Here is a 20,389-nt window from a genome sequence, read left to right on the forward strand (position 1 = left end):
CACTCGAACGCAACTGGGGCGAGCTGCCAGGGAAGCCCTACGTGCGGCGGCATATGGGGAGCAACGTTTGGTGTGTCCGAGCTCGCGTGACACGCCACGCAAGACACTGTTTCAGCGCCTATTCGCGAGTCCCCTGCGTGGATATTCATTCCGTGCGGGCGCGTCTTGTTCTCCCCGGAAATGGTCCACATTGGAATGTTGTTGGGGCCGACATGACAGTTGGCACAACGGGGGTGAGTCACAACAGCTTCTATGCGCTGCCAGGCCTTCAGGCCCTCAGCCTTGCTGACACTGCCTGCGGGGGGCATAGCGCTGCCCGTGCTGTCGGCCAGCACAGTGCCCGCTATGGGCAAAGACAGTAATAATGCAATCAGTCCTATTTTCATTATAAAGGTCCTTCAGGCGAACTCACGGTGTTGGACAGGCGGCTGGTGGATGTCTTTATTCAAAACATTCCAGGTTATCAGGGCGGTATCTTTGTGCCGCTCGCGTTTTGTCTGGTGAAAAGCAATAGCTAATACACAGCTCGAAATTTCTAATGGCGCAGTCACCAATGGGATGTCCAAGCAGATGCTTCAGAGTAGGTGAGCAACGAATTGACCGTTTGCACAAAAGACATGATTACTTGCCTGAATAAACAGATTCGGCAAATAGGGAAGCGGGGAATGAACTATCTTGCGATGCTGGACGTACACACGACACCAGTCGCGGCATGGCTGGCATCTTGTGGGCTGGGCTACAATTGAGAGCTTCTTGCCTGATTCTTGGATTTTCTTTCCTAAAAAGATGGAAATTTCAGGGGGCTACAACTTCCGACGGCACGTGCTGCTACCCTTTCCCTTTTAGCTAGCTCAGGAAATAACGAATGCAGGGCGAACAGGGATCTAAAAACACAAATGTCCCTCAGACAGCGGAGTTGTCCGCCGCAATTCAGCGTTTTGCCAGCACTGACGGCGATTTCAGTACTGAACTTCCCGCGCTCACGATGCATCGTCGTCATGGCGTTAGCGAGCCGATGCCTTGCATCTATAACTTAGGGATAGGCGTCATTACCCAGGGCTATAAACAAATCATGATCGGCGACAAGGTGCACAATTACGGGCCCGGCCAATTGATGCTGTCGACCTTCGACATGCCAGTGACTGCCCATGTCACGCGGGCATCTCGCAGCGAACCACTGCTGGGTATGATGCTGAAGCTGGACATTCGCCAGATCGCGCAAGTGGCCTATGAGATGGAGTTGCCATCTTCGCCCGAGACCGCCTATGAGCCGATCTCTGTCCACAAGCTGGAGCCTGCTTTGCTCGATGCATTTTTGCGATTAGTACGGCTACTGGATGAGCCGCAATTGGTAAGCCCACTTGCACCACTGCTTCAGCAAGAAATCATCGTCCGTTTGTTAGCTGGCCCCCAAGGATCCCAACTTCGCCACATCATTGCCGATGGCACTCCGCGCCAGCGAATGGCCCAAACGCTCTCCTGGCTTAGGAAAAATTTTAAACAAGCCTTGAATCTAGATGACCTTGCTGCACACGCGCACATGACGCCGTCGACGTTTCGACAGCATTTTCGCGACATCACCGGCATGAGTCCTCTACAGTTCCAAAAGCAAATGCGCTTGCAAGAGGCTCGGCAATTGATGCTGAACCAGGCTTTCGACGCAGGCGAGGCCAGTAATCTTGTCGGTTACGAAAGCGCCTCCCAATTCAGCCGTGAATATAAGCGACTGTTTGGTGCCCCCCCTTCACGTGATATTCGTCGGATGCGTCTTGAGACGGATGCGTCTGAGTAAAGAATTCCTTGTACCCACCTATACGCGGCGAACGAAAACGCCTATGTGGGTCGCTGAGAACATAACTTTTGAAACCACCTTTGATACATGGCGCTTGTCAACGAGGGATCACGCATGAGCACATCGGCGTCTGTTACCAAGGCTCTTCACCATCATCTGCGACGGATGTCTGGTCGCGATCCGCAGGAAGCGCACCGTGTTGCTTCGTCTCTCGAATTACTATTCGACCTGACCTTCGCGACCTGCTTCGCGTTCGCGGCTACCCAGCTTGCACATGCTTTAGCAGGGGGCCACTACTCCACCGCATTAATCGGATTCGGGTTCGCGAGCTTTTGTATCTGTTGGGCATGGACCAATTTCTCGTGGTTTGCATCAGCCTACGATACTGATGATTGGATTTTCCGCATTGCGACTATGGTGCAAATGGCTGGTGTGCTGGTACTTGCGATCGGTTTGCCACGTCTGTTCTCTTCGTTAGAGGAGGGCCAGTATTTGGATGCTTCAGTCATGGTACTGGGCTACGTGATCATGCGCGTTGCGATGATATTCCAGTGGTTGCGCGCAGCGAAACAGGACCCTTCAAGGCGCCGCGCCTGCATCACTTATGCTGTCTCAATCGCGGTTGCGCAACTCGGCTGGATGGCACTTTTCTTTTTTCCTCTTTCAATCGACGTCACTATCACGCTGTTTTTTTTGTGGTTTCTAGTGGAGTTTGCCGGTCCGATATTCGCGGAACGCAGGGACGGCGGTACACCTTGGCACGCAGAGCATATTTCAGAGCGCTACAGCCTGTTCGCAATTATCGCGCTGGGCGAAGGATTGGTGGGGACAGTGGCGGCCCTGTCTGCCGAGATGGAGCATGTGGGCTGGACGTGGGCAACGGCACTGGCCTGCATTGCAGGTGTCGGGATCACGTTTGGAATGTGGTGGGTATATTCCATTCTGCCGTCGGCTAACGTGTTGCATGCGTATCGCTCACGCGCTTTCGTATGGAGTTATGGGCAAATACTGATTATTGCCGCGATTGTTGCGACCGGGGCGGGACTGCACGTCGCGGCGAATTTTATCGAGAACAAAGCCCACATTGGAGTGCTACCGGCTCTGCTCGCCACAGCTATTCCGCTGGCGATGTTTCTTGGGTTGATCTACGCGCTTCATTATTTTCTGGTGCGCCGCTTCGACCTGCTGCATGTATGGCTTTTACTAGCGACCGTCGCGGTCATCGCGATTGCGATCGGCTCGGCTATGTTGGGCATGAGTATCGTAGTGTGCCTGGTCGTACTCATGTTTGCGCCGATCATTACAGTAGTGGGTTACGAGGTTCTAGGGCATCGTCATCAGGGAGAAATGCTCAGTGTCCGTTGAGCGACCAGCGCCACCATCACGAGCAAGCTCCCACTTCAGACTGCGGTGAAGGTTATTACGCCGTCAACTCAATCACGCCTCGGATCCGCTGCTGCATATTGATCAAATGCAACCGCATCGAAGCCCGCGCCGCTTCCGCATCGCGCCGCGCCAACGCCGCGTAGATCTGCTCCCGCTCACGCATCACCAACGCCCGGTTTTCACCCGTCACAGCCGGCCCGGCCCTTTGCACTACCGCGATCAACGTATTGCCCACATGGGCCATGGCGTCGATGAAGAAACTGTTGCCGGTGCACTGGGCGATCTGCAGATGGAATTCGAAATCGACCCGAGCGCGTTGGTCTTCTGTTGCGTCACGCGCATTCGCCGTGTCGAGCGCTTCACGCATCGCCAGCAACTGCTCTGGCGTGGCGCGCTGCGCGGCGATGCCGGCCGCTTCCACTTCCAGGCTCAGGCGCAGCTCGATGACGGCCAGAGCGTCGTAGGCGCCGCCCTTGACGTGCTTGCTGCCCTGGAAATCACCTGGGCGGGCGGTGTCGACCACGAAGGTGCCGATGCCGTGACGGGTTTCGACCAAGCCTTCGGCCTGGAGCCGCGACATGGCTTCGCGCACGACTGTTCGGCTGACGCCGCGTTCCTTGATGATAACTTGCTCGGTGGGTAACTTGCTGCCTGCGGGCAACTCGCCGGCCAGTATCTGCTGCGTCAGGTCGACCACCATCTGCTGCGTCATGCTCAGGCGTCGATCGGGTGTGACACGGTCCATTGCACCTATCCATTAAAGCCAGACGATCACGGCATTATAGCCGCGACCTTGCGCTAAAACTCACTATAATGCCCGTTGATCACACTAGAGCACGACGATGACGGATCAAGCGTTATCTCCACTGAACAAGCCACGCCGCCTCGCTGAAACACTGGTCGACCGCTTTGCCCAGCGCATGCGCGACGGCATCCTCAAGCGCGGCGAAAAGCTCCCCGCCGAAGTGCATATCATGGAGGCCGAAGGTGTCAGTCGTTCGGTGGTGCGTGAAGCGCTGTCGCGTTTGCAAGCGGCAGGGCTGGTGGAGACGCGCCATGGCGTCGGCACTTTTGTGCTGGACATGCCGGCGCCGGAAGGTTTTACCCTCGGGCCGGCGACCATTGCCACGTTGTCGGATGTGCTCAATCTGTTGGAGTTTCGCCTGAGCCTGGAAGTCCAGGCAGCGGGCATGGCGGCCCAACACGCAACGCCTGTAGCCCTGGCCGAGCTGGCCCAGGCGCTGGAGGCGCTGCTGCAAGGGCCGGAAAAATCCGGCACCACCATCAATGCCGATTTCCAGTTCCATCTGAAAATCGCCAAGGCCGCCGGCAATTACTACCTGATCGACATCATGAAGCACTTGGGCACGAAGCTGATCCCGCGTACCCGCATGAACTCCGCCTATTCCGGGCAAAGTGACCGCAGTGCTTACTTGCAGGGGATTAATGCCGAACACCAGCAGATCTTCGACGCCATCGCCAGCGGCAATGTCGACGCGGCGCGGGCGGCCATGTACCTGCATTTGAGCAATAGCCGCATGCGCCTGTGTGAAACGCAACAACGCCAGGCGTTCTACAACGAGTAGGGCTTAGAAGAAGCTGTATTTAACACCGATCCGCAGCCGCAACTGGCGATCACTGTCGACCGAATTGACTTTAATATCACCGACTTCAAAGAATGGCGCCCAGCGTTTATCCCACTGGTATTTGACCACGGCATTCTGTTCATAGTCGTCGGTACCGCCGTCATAGCGAATATAGTCGGCATCAAAGTAAGTCAGTTGATATTCATAGGCCCACGGTCCTTGAGGACCATAGTTGATATAAACATCGTAACGGTTGACCGCTTGGTCGTCTTGACCATTATGCGGCACGTCACGGTCGATCTTGTCGCGGTCCAGCTTGGCTGAATCATGACGGTAGCGACCGGCGATGCTCAAATCTTTGGTCACGCGGTAACCCAGGCGCAGGCCCATTTTATACGTGGTGGACTCCTCATCGCTGTCCAGGGCCAGCGAAGGCGTCAGCGTCCAGCGGTCATTGATCTTGTGCTGGTAGTTGATGGTGAATTCATGACCGCTGCCGACAGTATTGTCGAAGGCAACGTCTTGCCGGTCACCGGCGGTCTTGTATTTGAGTTCACCTTCCAGGCCCACACCGTTGTCCAGGCGAATACCAAACTTGGCACGGTCGGCGTGCATGCGAGATTTTTCCGCATATTGATGGCGTACGTTGATATAGCCCGTATCAGCCTGGGCAACAACCGATGTTAACAACCAAGCGACAGAAAGTACCACGAGTGTCTTTTTCATGTTTTTATTCTTGTTAGTTGAATGGTTAGTTGGGTTAAACGCCAAATCACAGGCGAGCGCGTGCGCGGCATTGAAACCTGTGGTTCAACGTCTCCTACGGATTAAAACAAGTGCAACGAATGAGTGATCTCAGACAGCGATAGGTATTCGTTGTATGTCCCGGCTGGCCTGCACCAGCAAACGGGTGTACGCATGGGTGGCGCCGTCGTTCGCCAAGAGATGACTGTCGAGCGTCTCCACCACCCTGCCCTGCTGCATCACCGCCAGCCGATCGCACAGATGCGCAACCACCGCCAGGTCGTGGGTGACCATCAGGTAGGTCAACCCCTCTTGACGGCGCAAGTCGGCCAGCAGGTTGAGGATTTCCGCCTGCACCGAGACGTCCAGTGCCGAGGTCGGCTCGTCCAGCAACAGCACCCGGGGGCGCAGGATCAGCGCGCGGGCAATCGCCACGCGCTGGCGTTGGCCCCCAGACAATTGATGCGGATAACGAAAGCGAAAGCTGTCGTTCAAGCCGACCTTGCGCAGGATCTCGCTGACCTTCTGCCCACGCCCGTCGATGCCGTGGATGCGCAGTGGCTCCTGCAACGCAGCGTCGATGGTGTAGCGCGGATGCAGCGAGGCATACGGGTCCTGGAAAACCATCTGCACGGTGCGGTAGTGGTCCAGCGGCAGCTTGCGCGTCACCGCCTGACCCGCGACGTGCAACCGTCCCGTCCAGTGCTGGTACTGCCCCGCCAGGCAACGCAGCACGGTGGTCTTGCCCGAGCCGGACTCCCCCACCAGGCCAAATGCCTCGCCTTCGCCGACGCTCAAGTCGACGTCGTGCAGTACCGCGTTCAGTGCCGCGCCAGTGCCAAAGCTGAGGTTCAGCCCGGCGATTTCGATCATGCTCATGACAGGCTCCTCAAGCATTCAACCAATGGGGGTCACGCTGCAACACCGGCAGCGTGGCGCGCGGATGGTCCAGGCTCGGCAATGCGGCCAGCAGCCCTTGGGTGTAAGGATGAACGGCGTTGTCCAGGTCGCCGGCGGCTATCGACTCGACCACACGGCCGGCGTACATCACCAGCACGCGGTCGCAGAAATGCCGCACCAGGTTCAGATCGTGACTGATGAAAATCAGCCCTAGATCACGCTCGCTGACCAGCTCTTCGAGCACGTTGAGCACCTGCCGGCGCACCGACACGTCCAGCGCCGAGGTAGGCTCGTCGGCGATGATCACCTGGGGATCGGTGATGACCATCATGGCGATCATGATGCGCTGGCCCATGCCGCCCGAGACTTCGTGGGGGTACAGGTCATAGACCCGCCGGGGGTCGCGAATGTGGACCTTGGCGAGCATGTCCAGCGCACGCTCGCGGGCCTCGCGATGGGGCACCTTGTGATGGGCCAGGTACGCCTCGGCAATTTGTTCACCCACGCGCACCACCGGGTTCAGCGAGTATTTCGGGTCTTGCATGATCATCGACATGCGCGCGCCGCGAATCGCCTGGATCTGCTTTTCGCTCGCCTTTAGCAAGTCGATGTCGGCGAAGCGCAGGGTCTTGGCGGTGACCGTCGCCGTCGATGGGTGCAGACGTAGCAGGCTGCGCCCGACGGTGGATTTGCCCGAGCCGGACTCGCCGACAATAGCGAGTTTTTCCCGCCCCAGGGTGAACGACACATCACGCACCGCCAGGGAAGTTTTGCCGGCATTGCGAAACGCCACGCACAGGTCCTGTACCGCAAGTTTGATATCAGTCATGGGCTGCTCCTCAGGATTGGCTGCGTGGGTCGAGGACGTCGCGCAAGCCGTCGCCCAACAGGTTGAAGGCCAGGCTGACCAGCATGATCGCCGCCCCCGGCGCTGCCACCAGCCACCAGCTTTCGAGCATGTAGCGCCGTCCGGTGGAGATCATCGCGCCCCATTCCGGCAGCGGCGCCTGGGCGCCAAGACCGAGAAAGCCCAGGGCGGCAGCAGTGAGGATGATGCTCGCCATGTTCATGGTCAGGCGGATGATCACCGACGACAGGCACATCGGGATGATGTGGCGCAGGATGATGCGGGTACTCGACGCGCCCTGGAGCTGCACCGCGACGACGAAGTCAGCGTTGCGCAGCGGTAGGGTTTCGGCGCGGGCAAGCCGGGCAATCGGCGGCCAGGCCGTCAGCGCAATGGCGATTACCGCGTGTTCCAGGCCCGGGCCGAGGGCGGCGATGAAGGCCAGCGCCAACACCAGGCTGGGGAACGAGATGAAGATGTCGGTGATGCGCATGAACAGGCTGTCGACCCAGCCGCCGAAGTAGCCGGAGACGGTCCCGACCAACAGGCCGATGGGCCCGACAATCACCGTCACCAGCAGGACGATGTACAGCGTGATCCGCGAGCCATACACCAGCCGGGCGAAGACATCGCGACCGTATTCGTCCGTGCCGAACCAATGCGCGCCGCTCGGCGCCTGCAACGCGCCAGCAAGGTTTTGCAGCAGCGGGTCGTGACCGGCGATCCACGGTGCAAAGATTGCGACCAACATCAGGGTCACGACGACGATCAAGCCGGCGAACGTCATCGGGTTGCGCAACAGGAAACGCAGCAGGCGCAGGGTGCTGGCCGTCATCGCCGCGAAACTTGAATCAGGCAGCGCAGCGGCGCCGGCCGCGTTGGAAGCCAGGGGCAGGGTCATTAGCGAGTCCTCGGGTCGAAGATCTTGTACAACGCATCGCTGATCAGGTTCAGCGTCACGAAGATAAGGCCGATCAGCAGCACGCAAGCCATCACCGCGTTCATGTCGCCAAGCAACAGACTGCTCGTCAGGTATTGGCCGAAGCCGGGCCAGGCGAACACGGTTTCAATCAGCACCGCGCCTTCCAGTAACCCGCCGTAGGCCAGCGCGACGATGGTCAGCAATTGCACGCGGATGTTGCCGAAGGCGTGGCCCCAGACAATCTTGCGTTGGGACAGGCCCTTGACCCGGGCGGTGATGATGTACTCCTGGGACAGTTGTTCGAGCATGAAGCTGCGGGTCATGCGACTGATGTAGGCGACCGAGTTGAAACTGAGGATCACCGCCGGCAGCAGGATGTGGCGCAGCGCGCTGCGAAAGGCTTGCCAATCGCCGGACCAGGCGGTATCGATCAACAGCAGGCCAGTGTGGCTCGGGATCAGCCCGTCATAGGCCAGGCCGATCCGTCCGACGCCGCCGGCCCAGCCCAGCCAGGCGTAGAACACCAGGAAGGCCATCATGCCTATCCAGAAAATCGGCGTGGAGTAACCGAACAAGGTGATCAGCCGCGCGACATGATCACCGGCACGGCCCTGATGCGTCGCCGCGTAGACACCGAGCGGCAAGCCCGCCAGCACGCCGAACAGAATGGCCAGTGTGGCCAGTTCCAAGGTAGCCGGAAAGACTCGGGCAATGTCGGTGATGACCGGGTTGCCGGTCAACAACGCCATGCCGAAATCACCGTGCAACAGGTCGCCGAGGTAGATCGCAAACTGTATCCACAGCGGTTTGTCCAGGCCCAACTCTGTGTACACCTGGGCGTAGGCCGAGGCGTCGGCGTCCGGGCCGACGATGGCCAGCACCGGGTCCAGGGGCATGACTCGCCCGATGAAAAACGTCAGCAGCAACAACCCCAGCAGCGTCACCGCCACCGAACCGCTGCGCCGGGTCGCCGAAGCGGCCCGGTTGGTCCAGATTGAAAAAGATGCAGTCGACATGTTCATTCCTGCCTTGGCCGGATGGCCGTCGATTTCAGCGCTGCTTGTAGACGTCGCGAAGACGCGTGGTAGCGGCGGTATGCCCGATGTAGTTGCGCACGTCGGCGTGGATCACTACTTCGTCCACCATCTGTGAGACCGGCATGATCGCCCCGGCCTGTTGGTCGTAGAGGGTCTGGATTTGCGCGTAGATTTCCCGCTGGCGCTCGGGGTCACGCTCGCGCTCGGCTTGCTCGATCAGCTGATTGAGCTGCGGGTTGAAGAACGAGGTGCGCCAGCCCTGGAAATTGCTCAGCTTGGCCTCGGTGCGGTTGTCCGGGTTGTACACCAGGGCGCGCAGGCTCGAATGCGGATGACGCTCCGCCCCGCCGCCGCCACGACCGACGAGGATGTCGAATTGACGGTCGCGCATCGCCCCGTAGATCTGGTTGCCGGTGCCGGTGATGATCGTTGCCTGTATCCCCGCCTGGGCCAGCGTCGCTTGCAGGCTGGTGGCGATGTTGATAAACGGCGGATCGGTCAAGGAACGGATGGTCACCTTGAAGCCTTCGGCATGTCCGGCCGCCGCCAGCAGGCGCTTGGCCTCGGCCACATCCAGGCGATAGCCCGGATCGTCCAGGCGTGCTGGCAGCCCCAGCTGCAAGGGCCGTTGGTTGATCACGCCATAGTGCGGCATCACCACGTCGTTGATGCCCTGGTAGTCGATCAGCAAACGGATGGCCTGGCGCACGCGAATGTCTTGGAACAGCGGCTGCTGCATGCTCATCGCCACGTAGTACAGCGTGCCGCGGGCGATGCTCTGGATCCGCACCTCTTCGACCTTGCCCAGCGCCTTGATGTCAGTGGCAGCCATGCCGCGAGCGACGTCCAGGTCGCCGCGCTCGACCATCAGCCGCAGTGCCTGGGACTCGGTCATGTTGCGCATGATCACCCGGCGCAACTTCGGCGCGCCGCGCCAATAGTCGTCGTTGCGACTCATAAGAATCACGTCGTTGGCGCGCCAGATGTCGAGCTTGAAGGCACCGGATCCAGCGGTATGCGTCGCCAGCCACGCCGCGCCCTGATCGTCGCCGACCTGATGCTGCAGGGCCACCGAACGATCAACGATGAAAGCACTGGGCGAGGTTGCCAGGGTGTTGAGCACCAGCAGCGGGTCGGTGCTGCGCGGCAACTCCATGACAAAGGTGTGCGGCCCTTCGGCGCGCATCAGTTTGACGACATTGTCGGCGGTAAAACCGTAGGCTTTCCAGGTGGAAGCCAGGGCGCGGTTGAGCGTGACCACGCGCTGCAACGACCAAGCGACATCTTGCGCGGTCAGTGGCGCGCCGGAATGAAAACGGACGTCGTCGCGCAATTGGAAGGTCAGGCGCATCCGGTCGGGGCTGACGTCCCAGCTTTTGGCAAGGGCGGGAACCAGCGTGTCCGGCTGCGCCGCGTCCTGCTCAAGGAGCATGTCGTAGACGTTGGCGTTGACTTCGGCAACCTCCAGCCCCGTCGCAGCGGCCGGGTCCAGGGACAACAGGTTGATCATGCTCATGCCCACCACCAATTGGTCGGCGGGCGTTTCGCCTTGAGCCAGGCTGACGGGCACCTGCACTGCGCACAGGGCCACGATGACACACAGCCGCCTGGTCAGGCGCTTGGGCCAGAAATTCATGGTTCAGTCCTTTCTTATATTTATAAAGACTTGTCGCCTGGGCAATCACCCGCCTCAGGCGTGGAACAGGATCAATGTCGCGACAGAATGTTGGCCTCGATATACGCGAAGTTGATGTCCTCGCCCAACCCCGGCCGATCGGACAGGTGCACATAACCGTCGGCGTCCATGGGGTCGACGATACTGTTGAGGTGCGCGGGCACTTCTTCATAGTCGAGGAACGGGTGCAGCAAGCCGCGCTCATACCAGCGGCAATTGCTGATCGCCCCGACCACCGCCAGGTTCGCCGCGCCATTGCCATGCACCTCGCAATCCATGCCGAACGACTCGGCCAGGTGCGCCACTTTCAGGCACGGCCCGATGCCGCCGACCCCGGCCACACCCGCGCGCAGGATGTCACAGGACTTCTGCGTCACCCAACTGGCGCGGCTATGAAACTTACCGGCGATGCTCTCCGGGCCCAGCACCGGAATGTCCAGGTTGGCGGCCAGCCAGGCATACGACTCCGCCGAATCTTCCATCATGGGTTCTTCGAACCAGGCGAAATTCAGCTTCTGCAGCGCCTTGCCAATGGTCAGCGCGTCCATGCGGCTGTACCAGTGATAACCGTCGAGCATCAGCGCGATATCCGGCCCCACCGCCTCACGCACGGCGGCGCAGGCGTGGATGTCCATTTGCGGATTTGGGGCGAAGGGGATCGGCGGCATCCAGGTGTGCAACTTGATGGCCTTGTAGCCGCGCTGCACCAGCTTTTCGGCGAACTGGCCGTACTCATCCGGCGTCGACAACCCACCCGGCAAATCATCGCCGCACATCGTCGAGCCATACGCAGGGACCTTGTCGCGATAACCGCCAATCAATTTATGCACCGGCAAGTTGAACTTGCGCCCGGCCAGGTCCCACAAGGCTTGCTCCACCAGCGCCAGCGCCCGATCAGTGAACTGCCCGGCGCTGCCGCGCTGCCAGTGCGCAAGGTCTTGCCAGATGCTTTCACGGTCCATCGGGTTGCGGCCGATCAGGACCTTGCGAACGAACGATTCGATGATGTGTGGACGAATCAATTCAGGCGTACCGAAGGCATAACCCTCGGAGCCATCGTCGCAGCTGATTCGCAGCAGGGCCATCTTGATCATGACCTCATCGCCCGGATGGGCGTGACCGGCGCTGTCTTGGGCACGGCGCGAAGGTGTGGAAAAAACTTCGACGTGAACGCCTGTGATTCTCATAGAGGGAGGACCTTGTTGTTATTTATTTGTATGTCGTCATACAACGTAGAGGATTATTCTGACGTTTGGCGCTGGCTGTCAACCAGAAAATTCAATAAAAATGAGAGGAATCGGGATTTACTTTAAGCACGGCTCAATTTTCTTGATCAGGCCTTAGAATGTCGTCATACCACTCATGTGAAAAGTAATACGACTGCCCGCAGGAAGGCCGAGCCGGCAGACTGATCGACAAAACGGTTCGCCTGGCTCAGTGTGCCGGCAGCGATGCTGCCGACATGTCAACAGGTTCCGCGCAGGGTGCGCGTGTTCGTTGAGCACCTGGGAAAAGTGCTCAACAATAAACCCAGCTAACCAGACGACCTTATGCGCCAACACCCCCATAACGAATCCAGGTGCAACATGATCAGAGAGTTGAAAACATTTATCTGCGTTACGCAGCGGGGCACGTTTGCAGCGGCTGGCCAGCAGGTTGGGCTGACGCAGTCTGCCGTCAGCGCCCAGATCAAAAGCCTTGAGGACACATTGGGCGTCAAACTGTTTGATCGTACCGGACGCTCAGCCACGCTTAACTCAGCAGGGCAACGTGCCATTCCCCTGGCCGAGGAAATCCTGCGGCTTTTCGGTCGAATGGGTGCCGCAGACAGCGGTAATGATTTCCACGGAACCCTGCGAATCGGCGCGATTGGCACGGTTCAGACCGGGATCCTGCCGCAGGCGCTGGTGGCCTTGAAATCACAGGCGCCTTTCATCGAAACAAACCTTGTACCAGGTGTGTCTTTGAACCTGCTCAGCCAAGTGGACGCTGGCGAGTTGGACCTGGCCATCATGATCAAGCCACCGTTTTCCCTACCCAAGGATCTGCATGCCGAAGTCATCGCGCGCGAGGCTTTCGTATTGATCACGTCCAAAGAGGTGGTGGGTGACGACCCGCTGGCGATTCTGGCGGAACACCCCTTTGTGCGGTATGACCGAGTCTCATTTGGCGGGCGATTGGTCACCCAGTTTCTCAAGCAGCAAAAAATCCATGTACACCAGGCACTGGAGCTGGATGAACTGGATGCCATTGTAAAAATGGTACGCAGTGGCCTGGGTGTTTCACTGGTGCCCAAGGCGGGTCTATGGCTTGAACATGCGGAGGACGTCAGGGTGATGGAGTTGCGCAAGCTTACGTTTTTCAGGGAAATCGTACTGGTCTCAAAATATCGGCAAAAGCATTCGCCTCTGTTCAACATCTTCCGGACCTGCGTCCTTAATGCGGTGTGATGCCTTCTAAAGCATGCCGGCAATGGAGAAATCAATCGCGATACCGCCAGCTTTTCAGCCTCCATACGAACCAACGTGGTGCAGCGCGAACGACAATGGTGCAAAAGCCTGTGTGACCACCTTAATCATCGAAATTATTCATGCTCAGGACACAGGATTTCCGCTTTTCCCCACCGTATTTCCGGATAAGAATTGACTCAGGTCAAAACAAATCAATAGGAAACCACCCGTGAGCCTCTCCCCTTTCCATCTGGCAATTCCCGTCTACGATCTGGCTACCACACGTCACTTCTACGGTGAAGTGTTCGGTCTTTCCGAAGGTCGCTCAAGCGAGCAGTGGGTAGACTTCGATTTCTACGGCCATCAACTGGTCATCCACGAACATCCCAAGACTGCTTCGCAGGAAAGCGTGCACAGCAACCCGGTAGACGGCCACGACGTACCGGTTCCGCACTTCGGCATCATCCTGGAATGGGCGCAATGGGAAGCCCTGGCCGAGCGCTTGAAAGCGCGCGCAACCAAGTTTGTGATCGAACCCTACATCCGCTTTAAAGGCCAGGTCGGCGAGCAGGCCACCATGTTTCTGTTCGATCCGTGCGGCAATGCGCTGGAGTTCAAGGCGTTCAAGGATATGAGTCAGCTGTTCGCCAAGTAATACGATGTTAATGCGACCGTCGCCATTAGAGCGGCGGCGCACTATCAAGCCGTGAAGCCTTGCTGTGTTGCGCCGGATACCTGTGAAAGCCCGCGCTTTCTCTGTCGCGCTGCACGCGTCTGGCCGATGCTTAGCCTGCCGCATGAGGATAGAGAACACTATGTCCGACCTCAGTCGCATTTTGGATGAGCCGCCAAGAGCGTCTCTCTCCAGCGTTAAATGGCACTTCGAGCCGTGCGGTGATCGCTGCGTGATCCTGATATTTGGCAGCGTATTTTCCATTGACCTCAACCGCCAGGCCGCCTCGGTCGGCAGCCAATTACGTGCCCTGGGCGCTCTAGGCCAACTGCCGGGCGTCACAGATGTTGTATCCGCGATGGTGACAGTCGGCGTTCATTACTCTCCTGAGTCAGTTGCCAGCCTTTTCCCAGGTGTGTCCCCTTACGAATCGATCTGCACACTTGTGACCGAACGTCTTGGGGATTCGCACAGCGCAGTCACAACGATCAGCACCCGCCTCGACATTCCGGTGTGCTACGACCTTGAATTCGCCCCGGACCTTGAAGACATCGCGAAGGCCTGCGGCATGACCGCCAACGAGGTCATCGCCGCACACACAGCAGACTGGCTGGATGTGTTGATGGTTGGCTTCGCGCCGGGCCATCCCTACATCGGCATGCATGACAGCGCCCTGTCGCTGCCGCGTCGCGCGACACCACGCACGCTTGTCAAGCAAGGCAGCATCGGCATCGCCAACCGACAAAGTGTGATTTACCCGGCTGACCTTCCCGGCGGTTGGAACTTGATAGGGCGTACACCGCTGCCCATGTTTTCCCCCTCGAGTGAGCCGCCGTGTCTTTTACAGGGCGGCGACCAGATTCGATTTGTCCCCGTTACCCGCCATGAGTTTGTTCTGTTGGCTCGGGAGAACACGAAGTGACCATCAAGGTAATCAAACCCGGCATGCTTTCAACCTTCCAGGACACCGGGCGGCATGGGTTCCAGCATTGGGGCGTACCCGTGACCGGCGCGATGGATGAGGATGCGCACGCCCTGTGCAACCTCCTGGTCGGCAATCCTCGTACCTTCAGCACCTTGGAAATGACCCTCCAAGGCCCGACGCTGTACTTTCAGGCCAAAGCGGTGATTGCGCTCGCCGGCGCGGACCTCGGCGCCGAGCTGGATGCGATTGCGCTCAAGCCCGGCGTGGCAGCCCTGGTGTCTCCAGGCAGTACCTTGAGTTTCGGCAAACGGCGACAGGGCGCCCGCAGTTACCTCGCGGTGGGCGGCGGTTTTTTGCTGCAACCACTGATGAACAGCACCAGCACTTATTCCCGAGGCGGGTTCGGTGGGCTGCGCGGCCGCGCGCTGCAAACCGGGGATTTGATCCCCATCTGCTCATCGTTTGCCAACCCGCCACGCTTGAGCCCCCGCTCCAACTTTGGGCTGTATGAAGCAGTTGCCTGCGAACCGATCAGAGTGATCGCGGGACGGGAATGGAAGGACTTTTGCGCGGAGTCCCAAGAGCACTTCTTGAACCATGACTACACCTTGAGCGGTGACTCGGACCGTATGGGTTACCGGCTGGACGGCACGCCCCTGACGCTGTCTTCGCCCAAAGAGCTGCTATCGGAAAGTGTCACGTTCGGCACCGTCCAGGTGCCCTCCAGCGGCAAGCCGTTGATCTTGATGGCCGACCGACAAACGACCGGTGGCTACCCACGGATTGCCCAAGTGGCCAGTGTCGATCTACCCAGGCTGGCGCAATTGCTGCCGGGCGATCAGTTGCGATTCTCTCTGATAGATTTGAGCGCCGCCGAAGCCTTGCTGCTCACCCGCGCTCGCACGCTCAAAGCGATGGAGGCCTTCAATGCCTGAAATAGATTTCAACAGCGACCTTGGCGAAGGCTTCAGCATTTATCGCGCGGGCGACGATGCGGCGATTCTTCCACACCTCACCTCAGCCAATATCGCCTGCGGGTTTCACGCTGGGGATTCGCGCTCCATGCGCTCGACCGTGGCGTTGGCCGCACAGTTGGGTGTGGCAATCGGCGCCCATCCTGGCTTTGACGACCTGCAAGGTTTCGGCCGTCGGATGATGATGCTGTCCGAAGATGAAGTGTATGAACTCATCGTTTACCAAGTCGGTGCGTTGCTGGGCTTTACCAAAGCGGCCAATGTCGAACTGCGCCACGTCAAACCCCATGGTGCGCTTTACAATTTCGCGGCGGTGCATCGCCCCACTGCCGATGCAATCTGCCGAGCAGTAAAAGACATTGATCCGAGCCTGATTCTTTTCGGCTTGTCGGGAAGTGCCCTGGTAACCGCCGCCCAAGCCTGTGGTTTGACCGTAGCACAGGAAGTGTTTGCCGATCGCAGCTACCAGGAGGATGGAACACTGACGCCACGCAGCCAGCCTGGCGCAATGATCGAAAACCTCCACGAGGCCATCGACCAAGTCATGAACATGCTGCATTTAGGCGAAGTGCGCACCACCCAAGGGAACTGGGTACCGGTGACGGCACACACGCTTTGCCTACACGGCGACCAGCCCGGCGCTGCAGCGTTTGCCAGTGCGATCAGGCAAGCCCTGCTCAACGAAGGCATCACCATTCAAAAACCCGCACGTGCGCGTACTTAATGACACCCACAACGTTTACTCATAATAAAAAGGAAACAACCATGCCTCGTGAATCAACCCCCTCGTTTAACTGCCGAGCTTAAAACCTCGTCTGAGAGCTGAATAGTCAATGACGGATGCGTCTGGGCGCCTGAATGCCCGGATGAACTGTGCACTGTCGGTTTTCGGTACGTCACTTTCAAGGCAGGACCCTCTGCCACTTAACTCTTTTGGCCATTGGCCAGAGTGGAAGGTATTTATGTCTCGTGTTCTCTCTGAAAATACGCACTCGTCGCACATCGACGTCGAGGCACACACCACCGGAGGCACAACGCAGTCAGCCGTGATTGCCAAGCGCGCAGCCATGGCATCGGCTACCGGCACCGCTGTTGAATACTATGAGTTCAGTATCTACGGCTATATGGCGACCATCATCGCGCCTTTGTTCTTTCCCGGTGATAACCCTGCCGCCGCCCTCCTCGCTACGTTGGCGGTGTTCGGTATTGCCTTTGTCATCCGCCCGATAGGCGGCGTGCTGCTCGGCCGCCTTGCTGATCGTATCGGTCGACGTCGAGTGCTGCTCAGCACCGTGATCGGGATGGGAACCGCCACCGCTCTCATAGGGGTGCTTCCGACCACCGCCCAGATCGGCCTGGCCGCGCCTATCCTGCTGGTACTGTTGCGACTGTCCCAAGGCTTCTTCGCCGGTGGCGAAGTGGTAGGCGCCGCGGCATTTGTGGCTGAGTCATCTCCAAACGGCCGACGGGGGTTCTTTGGTTCATTCACACCGCTGGGCGTTGCCGTGGGTGGCGCCACCGGCGCGATTGTCTGCGGTATCACCACCGGGTTGCTCAGTGCCGAGCAATTGCAGGCATGGGGCTGGCGTATCCCGTTCTTCCTGTCCATCCCGCTGGTTATATTTTCGTTTTACATGCGGCATAACGTTGAAGAAACGCCGGAATTCAAAGCCTTCCTGGAGAAGGAAAAGCCACCTGCAGCACCGGTCAAAGAGGTGTTCAGCAAAAACCTTCCGGCGCTGCTCAGGGTCATCGTATTCGCGTCTGCGCAGAATGCGGGTTACTTCATCGGGATGGTGTTCATGAACATCTATCTCACCACCTACCTGCACTTCGACAAATCCAAAGTCTACTGGGTGATTGCAGTGATCAGCCTGTGCATGGCGGCGATGATGCCCTTCTGGGGTGGTTTGTCAGACCGTATCGGTCGCAGGAAGGCGCTGAGCATCGGCTTCCTGGGCTACGCCATTCTGGTGATTCCCATGATGATCCTGATGGACAGCGGCAGTCTCTGGATCGCTGCACTGGCGATGTTTGTCGCCACCTTGCCCATGCCAATCGTGCAATCGGTGGGCTACCCCACTTATGCCGAGCAATTTCCGACACGTGTGCGCTACACGGCCATGGCGATCAGCATCAACCTGGGCGCCATCCTGGGCGGCGGGGTCACCCCCTACGTGGTCACCTCGATTATCACCAAGACCGGCAATTTACTGGTACCGGGCTATTTCATGGCGGGTGCTGCGGTGTGCGCATTGCTAGCGATTCTCACGCTGCGTGAAACGTCCAAGGGCAACCTCCTTAGATAGGTCGACGCTACGTTAAGCCCCCAACCCAGGCATAAGGTTGCAGCAGCATGGACATTGAAAAAGTAAAAGAACTGGCCAAGTTGATCGAAGGAGCGGGCCTGGCGGAGATCGATCTCAAAGAAGGCAACAATCGGGTTCGCCTTCGTCGTGACCGTAAACCTGCCGCACAAGCTCCTGCGGGGGTACCGCATAAGTGGGCGTCTGGTTAACTACGGAAAATAAGTGATGTAGGCGTAAATGAAAACGGGCGCCTTAATAGGCGCCCGTTTAGTCTAGGGTTACGTGCTGCGAGTTAAGCTGATCAGTGCGATTTCTTTGATACTGCTGTCCCTGCATTGCTCAACCCTTTGGAGTTGTGCTCCCCTGGTGTCGAGGCCGAAATTGCAGTGGCTTTGGACACGCCGCGAGTATCTTTGGAGTGGGCGATGCCTGACGTCGTTGCGCCATGACCGCGCTCACCATTGCGATCATTGCCGTAGTGGTTTGCGCTTTCCCCACGGTCGCGAACAGCCTTCCCGGCATGATCGCTGTTCAGCCCATTACCGCGGCCGTTACTGTTAGCACTGCCGTGATCTGAACCGCTGTGACCACCACCTGTACCGCCGCCGTGGCCGCCGCCATTACCACCTCCGTTACCACCACCACCACCACCACCACCACCGTCCTTCGCATAGGCGGAGTTCATGATAGAGACGTCAGCAGGAAGTAATGGGGCCGCTGCAAGCATCAGGGCGCATGACATGACAGCAACAAGATTTTTGTTCTTTAAAAGCATGATTGCTTCCGTAAGGTTAATATCACACAGGTTAGGACGCATTTTCCCCCAGACAGTTCAAGCCTTGCGACAGACGGAATGCGGTGCGCACAGACCCAATTAACACACCGCCAGAAAAAACCGCAGTCGCCATTCAGGCATTAACCAAAAACCCCGTTGAGCACTTCGTAAATGAGCCCGGCTGCTAGCGCGACGAGTATCAAGTCGGTACCCGCCTGCTGCCATTCGTATCCATCATAATGCGGCAGCCTGCCGATCAATCGACCATCCAGCTTTTTCGCGATGCACATCTTGCACCAGCCCGTTTGGGTGCGGAGTCAGCCTACGAGCGAAGGTTAGTGCGCTGTGAACCAGTTGGGGTGTAGCACAGGAAAATCTTCCTTCAGCCAATCCACAAATGCGTCGACCTGAGGCGCAAGATGCGTTCTGCTTGGATAAAGCACGGAAACCAGGCGAGGCTTTGGACGAAATGCTCTGAGCACTTCAACCAGTTCTCCACTTGCGAGGAATGTCTCAACGGTAATTCCAGGAGCTTGAACAATGCCGAAGCCTGCAACACCGCATTGAACGTAGGCATTGGACTCATTCACGGTGATTCCACCATGAGGCGCATGTGGACGATCTTCGCCGTCTACGGAGAAGTGCCAAGGCAGCGGTCTGTTATTTTGGCCGGAAAGGAAGCTGACACATCGGTGGTCTATTAGATCTTGTAGGGTTATGGGTGCCCCGCAGGCTTGGAGATAACCTGGAGACGCACAGGTCACCATGGTGGCGGTGCCAATTTCTCTAGCCACCATGCTTGAATCCGGGAGGTCACCAATTCGCAATACACAGTCGATGCCCTCGGCTACAAGATCTACCGTACGGTCGGTCACGCCTAGCGCAAGTTCGATGTCGGGAAATGCCTCGGTAAATCTCCTAAGGCTTCCCATGAAGCTGTGCTGGGAAAATGCAGTGGGGATGTCAATTCGAAGCCGCCCTCGCAACGTCGATCCACTACGGTCGAACATGGAAGTGGTTTCTGCGATGGTTGCCAAAATCTCTTTGACACGTTCGTAAAACCGCTCGCCCTCAGCAGTCAGTTTTACTTTACGCGTAGTGCGTTGGAACAGACGGACACCCAGCGAGGCTTCCAAATCCTGAATGGTGCGTGTGACGTGCGGGCGTCCGGCCTGCATTGCCTCAGCGACTTTGGTGAAGCTCCCCAACTCAGCTAGCTTGGCGAATACTTGCATCGACTGTAGAAGCTCCATAAGTACCTTCTCGGGAAGCGTGTTAACTGAATGATTGTTGCTGATCAGGATAACAATCTTGTTGGCTTCTGCACATTTATCTAGAGGCGCGAAACCTCAACAATGTCCTCAGCGTAAACAGAGGAGCTTTCCTCCCCTGCA

At 58.2% G+C, this 20,389-nt stretch carries 20 protein-coding genes and 1 pseudogene; 10 read left to right on the forward strand and 11 right to left on the reverse strand.

The window, feature by feature from the left end:
- Positions 1-865: 865 nt before the first annotated feature.
- Both BUE92_RS05670 and BUE92_RS05675 read left to right on the forward strand, forming a co-directional pair.
- Entirely contained in the window at positions 866-1,792 is a 927-nt protein-coding gene (locus BUE92_RS05670; RefSeq protein WP_073522439.1) for an AraC family transcriptional regulator, read from the forward strand.
- A gap of 114 nt (positions 1,793-1,906) precedes the next feature.
- Positions 1,907-3,157, forward strand: a complete 1,251-nt coding sequence (locus BUE92_RS05675) for a low temperature requirement protein A (RefSeq protein WP_218599066.1) — start codon at positions 1,907-1,909, stop codon at positions 3,155-3,157.
- Between the two features lie 55 nt (positions 3,158-3,212).
- On the opposite strand, the gene BUE92_RS05680 is transcribed toward BUE92_RS05675, so the two are convergent.
- Complete coding sequence (locus BUE92_RS05680) at positions 3,213-3,923, reverse strand: FadR/GntR family transcriptional regulator (protein ID WP_073522440.1); 711 nt, start codon at positions 3,921-3,923, stop codon at positions 3,213-3,215.
- Positions 3,924-4,020: 97 nt separating this feature from the next.
- On the opposite strand from BUE92_RS05680, the gene BUE92_RS05685 reads away from it, so the two are divergent.
- Positions 4,021-4,764, forward strand: a complete 744-nt coding sequence (locus BUE92_RS05685; RefSeq protein WP_073522441.1) for a FadR/GntR family transcriptional regulator — start codon at positions 4,021-4,023, stop codon at positions 4,762-4,764.
- Positions 4,765-4,767: 3 nt separating this feature from the next.
- On the opposite strand, the gene BUE92_RS05690 is transcribed toward BUE92_RS05685, so the two are convergent.
- From BUE92_RS05690 to BUE92_RS05720, 7 genes are all read right to left on the reverse strand, one after another.
- Positions 4,768-5,490, reverse strand: a complete 723-nt coding sequence (locus BUE92_RS05690; RefSeq protein ID WP_073522442.1) for an oligogalacturonate-specific porin KdgM family protein — start codon at positions 5,488-5,490, stop codon at positions 4,768-4,770.
- A gap of 129 nt (positions 5,491-5,619) precedes the next feature.
- Entirely contained in the window at positions 5,620-6,387 is a 768-nt protein-coding gene (locus tag BUE92_RS05695; RefSeq protein WP_073522443.1) for an ABC transporter ATP-binding protein, read from the reverse strand.
- 10 nt (positions 6,388-6,397) lie between these two features.
- Positions 6,398-7,237: an ABC transporter ATP-binding protein gene (locus tag BUE92_RS05700; protein WP_073522444.1), complete on the reverse strand. Its 840-nt coding sequence runs from the start codon at positions 7,235-7,237 to the stop codon at positions 6,398-6,400.
- A gap of 10 nt (positions 7,238-7,247) precedes the next feature.
- Positions 7,248-8,156, reverse strand: coding sequence for an ABC transporter permease (locus BUE92_RS05705; protein ID WP_073522445.1), 909 nt, complete (start codon positions 8,154-8,156; stop codon positions 7,248-7,250).
- Positions 8,156-9,193: an ABC transporter permease gene (locus BUE92_RS05710; RefSeq protein WP_073522446.1), complete on the reverse strand. Its 1,038-nt coding sequence runs from the start codon at positions 9,191-9,193 to the stop codon at positions 8,156-8,158. The genes BUE92_RS05705 and BUE92_RS05710 overlap by 1 nt, the downstream gene beginning before the upstream one ends.
- Before the next feature lie 34 nt (positions 9,194-9,227).
- On the reverse strand, positions 9,228-10,850 hold the full coding sequence (locus tag BUE92_RS05715) for an ABC transporter substrate-binding protein (protein WP_073522447.1): 1,623 nt from the start codon (positions 10,848-10,850) through the stop codon (positions 9,228-9,230).
- Positions 10,851-10,921: 71 nt separating this feature from the next.
- Positions 10,922-12,076, reverse strand: a complete 1,155-nt coding sequence (locus BUE92_RS05720) for a mandelate racemase family protein (RefSeq protein ID WP_073522448.1) — start codon at positions 12,074-12,076, stop codon at positions 10,922-10,924.
- 399 nt (positions 12,077-12,475) lie between these two features.
- Here BUE92_RS05720 and BUE92_RS05725 point away from each other — a divergent pair, with 399 nt between their 5' ends.
- The 7 genes from BUE92_RS05725 (at position 12,476) to BUE92_RS28445 (ending at position 18,429) form a co-directional block, all read left to right on the forward strand.
- Positions 12,476-13,339: a LysR family transcriptional regulator gene (locus BUE92_RS05725; RefSeq protein ID WP_073522450.1), complete on the forward strand. Its 864-nt coding sequence runs from the start codon at positions 12,476-12,478 to the stop codon at positions 13,337-13,339.
- A gap of 229 nt (positions 13,340-13,568) precedes the next feature.
- Complete coding sequence (locus BUE92_RS05730; RefSeq protein ID WP_073522452.1) at positions 13,569-13,994, forward strand: VOC family protein; 426 nt, start codon at positions 13,569-13,571, stop codon at positions 13,992-13,994.
- Between the two features lie 160 nt (positions 13,995-14,154).
- Positions 14,155-14,934 (forward strand): 5-oxoprolinase subunit PxpB, encoded by a 780-nt coding sequence (gene pxpB, locus BUE92_RS05735; protein WP_073522454.1) that lies wholly within the window; start codon positions 14,155-14,157, stop codon positions 14,932-14,934.
- The gene (locus BUE92_RS05740) at positions 14,931-15,872 is read left to right on the forward strand and encodes a biotin-dependent carboxyltransferase family protein (RefSeq protein WP_073522456.1); all 942 of its coding nucleotides are present in this window, start codon (positions 14,931-14,933) and stop codon (positions 15,870-15,872) included. Before pxpB ends, BUE92_RS05740 begins: the two co-directional genes overlap by 4 nt.
- Entirely contained in the window at positions 15,865-16,635 is a 771-nt protein-coding gene (locus BUE92_RS05745; RefSeq protein WP_073522457.1) for a LamB/YcsF family protein, read from the forward strand. Before BUE92_RS05740 ends, BUE92_RS05745 begins: the two co-directional genes overlap by 8 nt.
- A 238-nt stretch (positions 16,636-16,873) precedes the next feature.
- Complete coding sequence (locus BUE92_RS05750; RefSeq protein ID WP_073522458.1) at positions 16,874-18,220, forward strand: MFS transporter; 1,347 nt, start codon at positions 16,874-16,876, stop codon at positions 18,218-18,220.
- Between the two features lie 47 nt (positions 18,221-18,267).
- Positions 18,268-18,429 carry a hypothetical protein gene (locus tag BUE92_RS28445; protein WP_178380688.1) on the forward strand — a complete coding sequence of 54 codons (162 nt, stop codon included), beginning with the start codon at positions 18,268-18,270 and terminating at the stop codon, positions 18,427-18,429.
- A gap of 92 nt (positions 18,430-18,521) precedes the next feature.
- Here the strand turns inward: BUE92_RS28445 and BUE92_RS27710 are convergent, their stop codons facing one another.
- The 3 genes and pseudogenes from BUE92_RS27710 to BUE92_RS05755 form a co-directional block, all read right to left on the reverse strand.
- The gene (locus BUE92_RS27710; RefSeq protein ID WP_143169950.1) at positions 18,522-18,995 is read right to left on the reverse strand and encodes a hypothetical protein; all 474 of its coding nucleotides are present in this window, start codon (positions 18,993-18,995) and stop codon (positions 18,522-18,524) included.
- Between the two features lie 140 nt (positions 18,996-19,135).
- Positions 19,136-19,279: pseudogene (locus BUE92_RS28600) on the reverse strand (anti-virulence regulator CigR family protein); the annotation flags it as partial.
- A 51-nt stretch (positions 19,280-19,330) separates the two neighbouring features.
- Complete coding sequence (locus BUE92_RS05755) at positions 19,331-20,230, reverse strand: LysR family transcriptional regulator (protein ID WP_073522528.1); 900 nt, start codon at positions 20,228-20,230, stop codon at positions 19,331-19,333.
- Positions 20,231-20,389 lie beyond the last annotated feature (159 nt).

Source organism: Pseudomonas fluorescens, from assembly GCF_001902145.1.
Lineage (GTDB): Bacteria > Pseudomonadota > Gammaproteobacteria > Pseudomonadales > Pseudomonadaceae > Aquipseudomonas > Aquipseudomonas fluorescens_BV.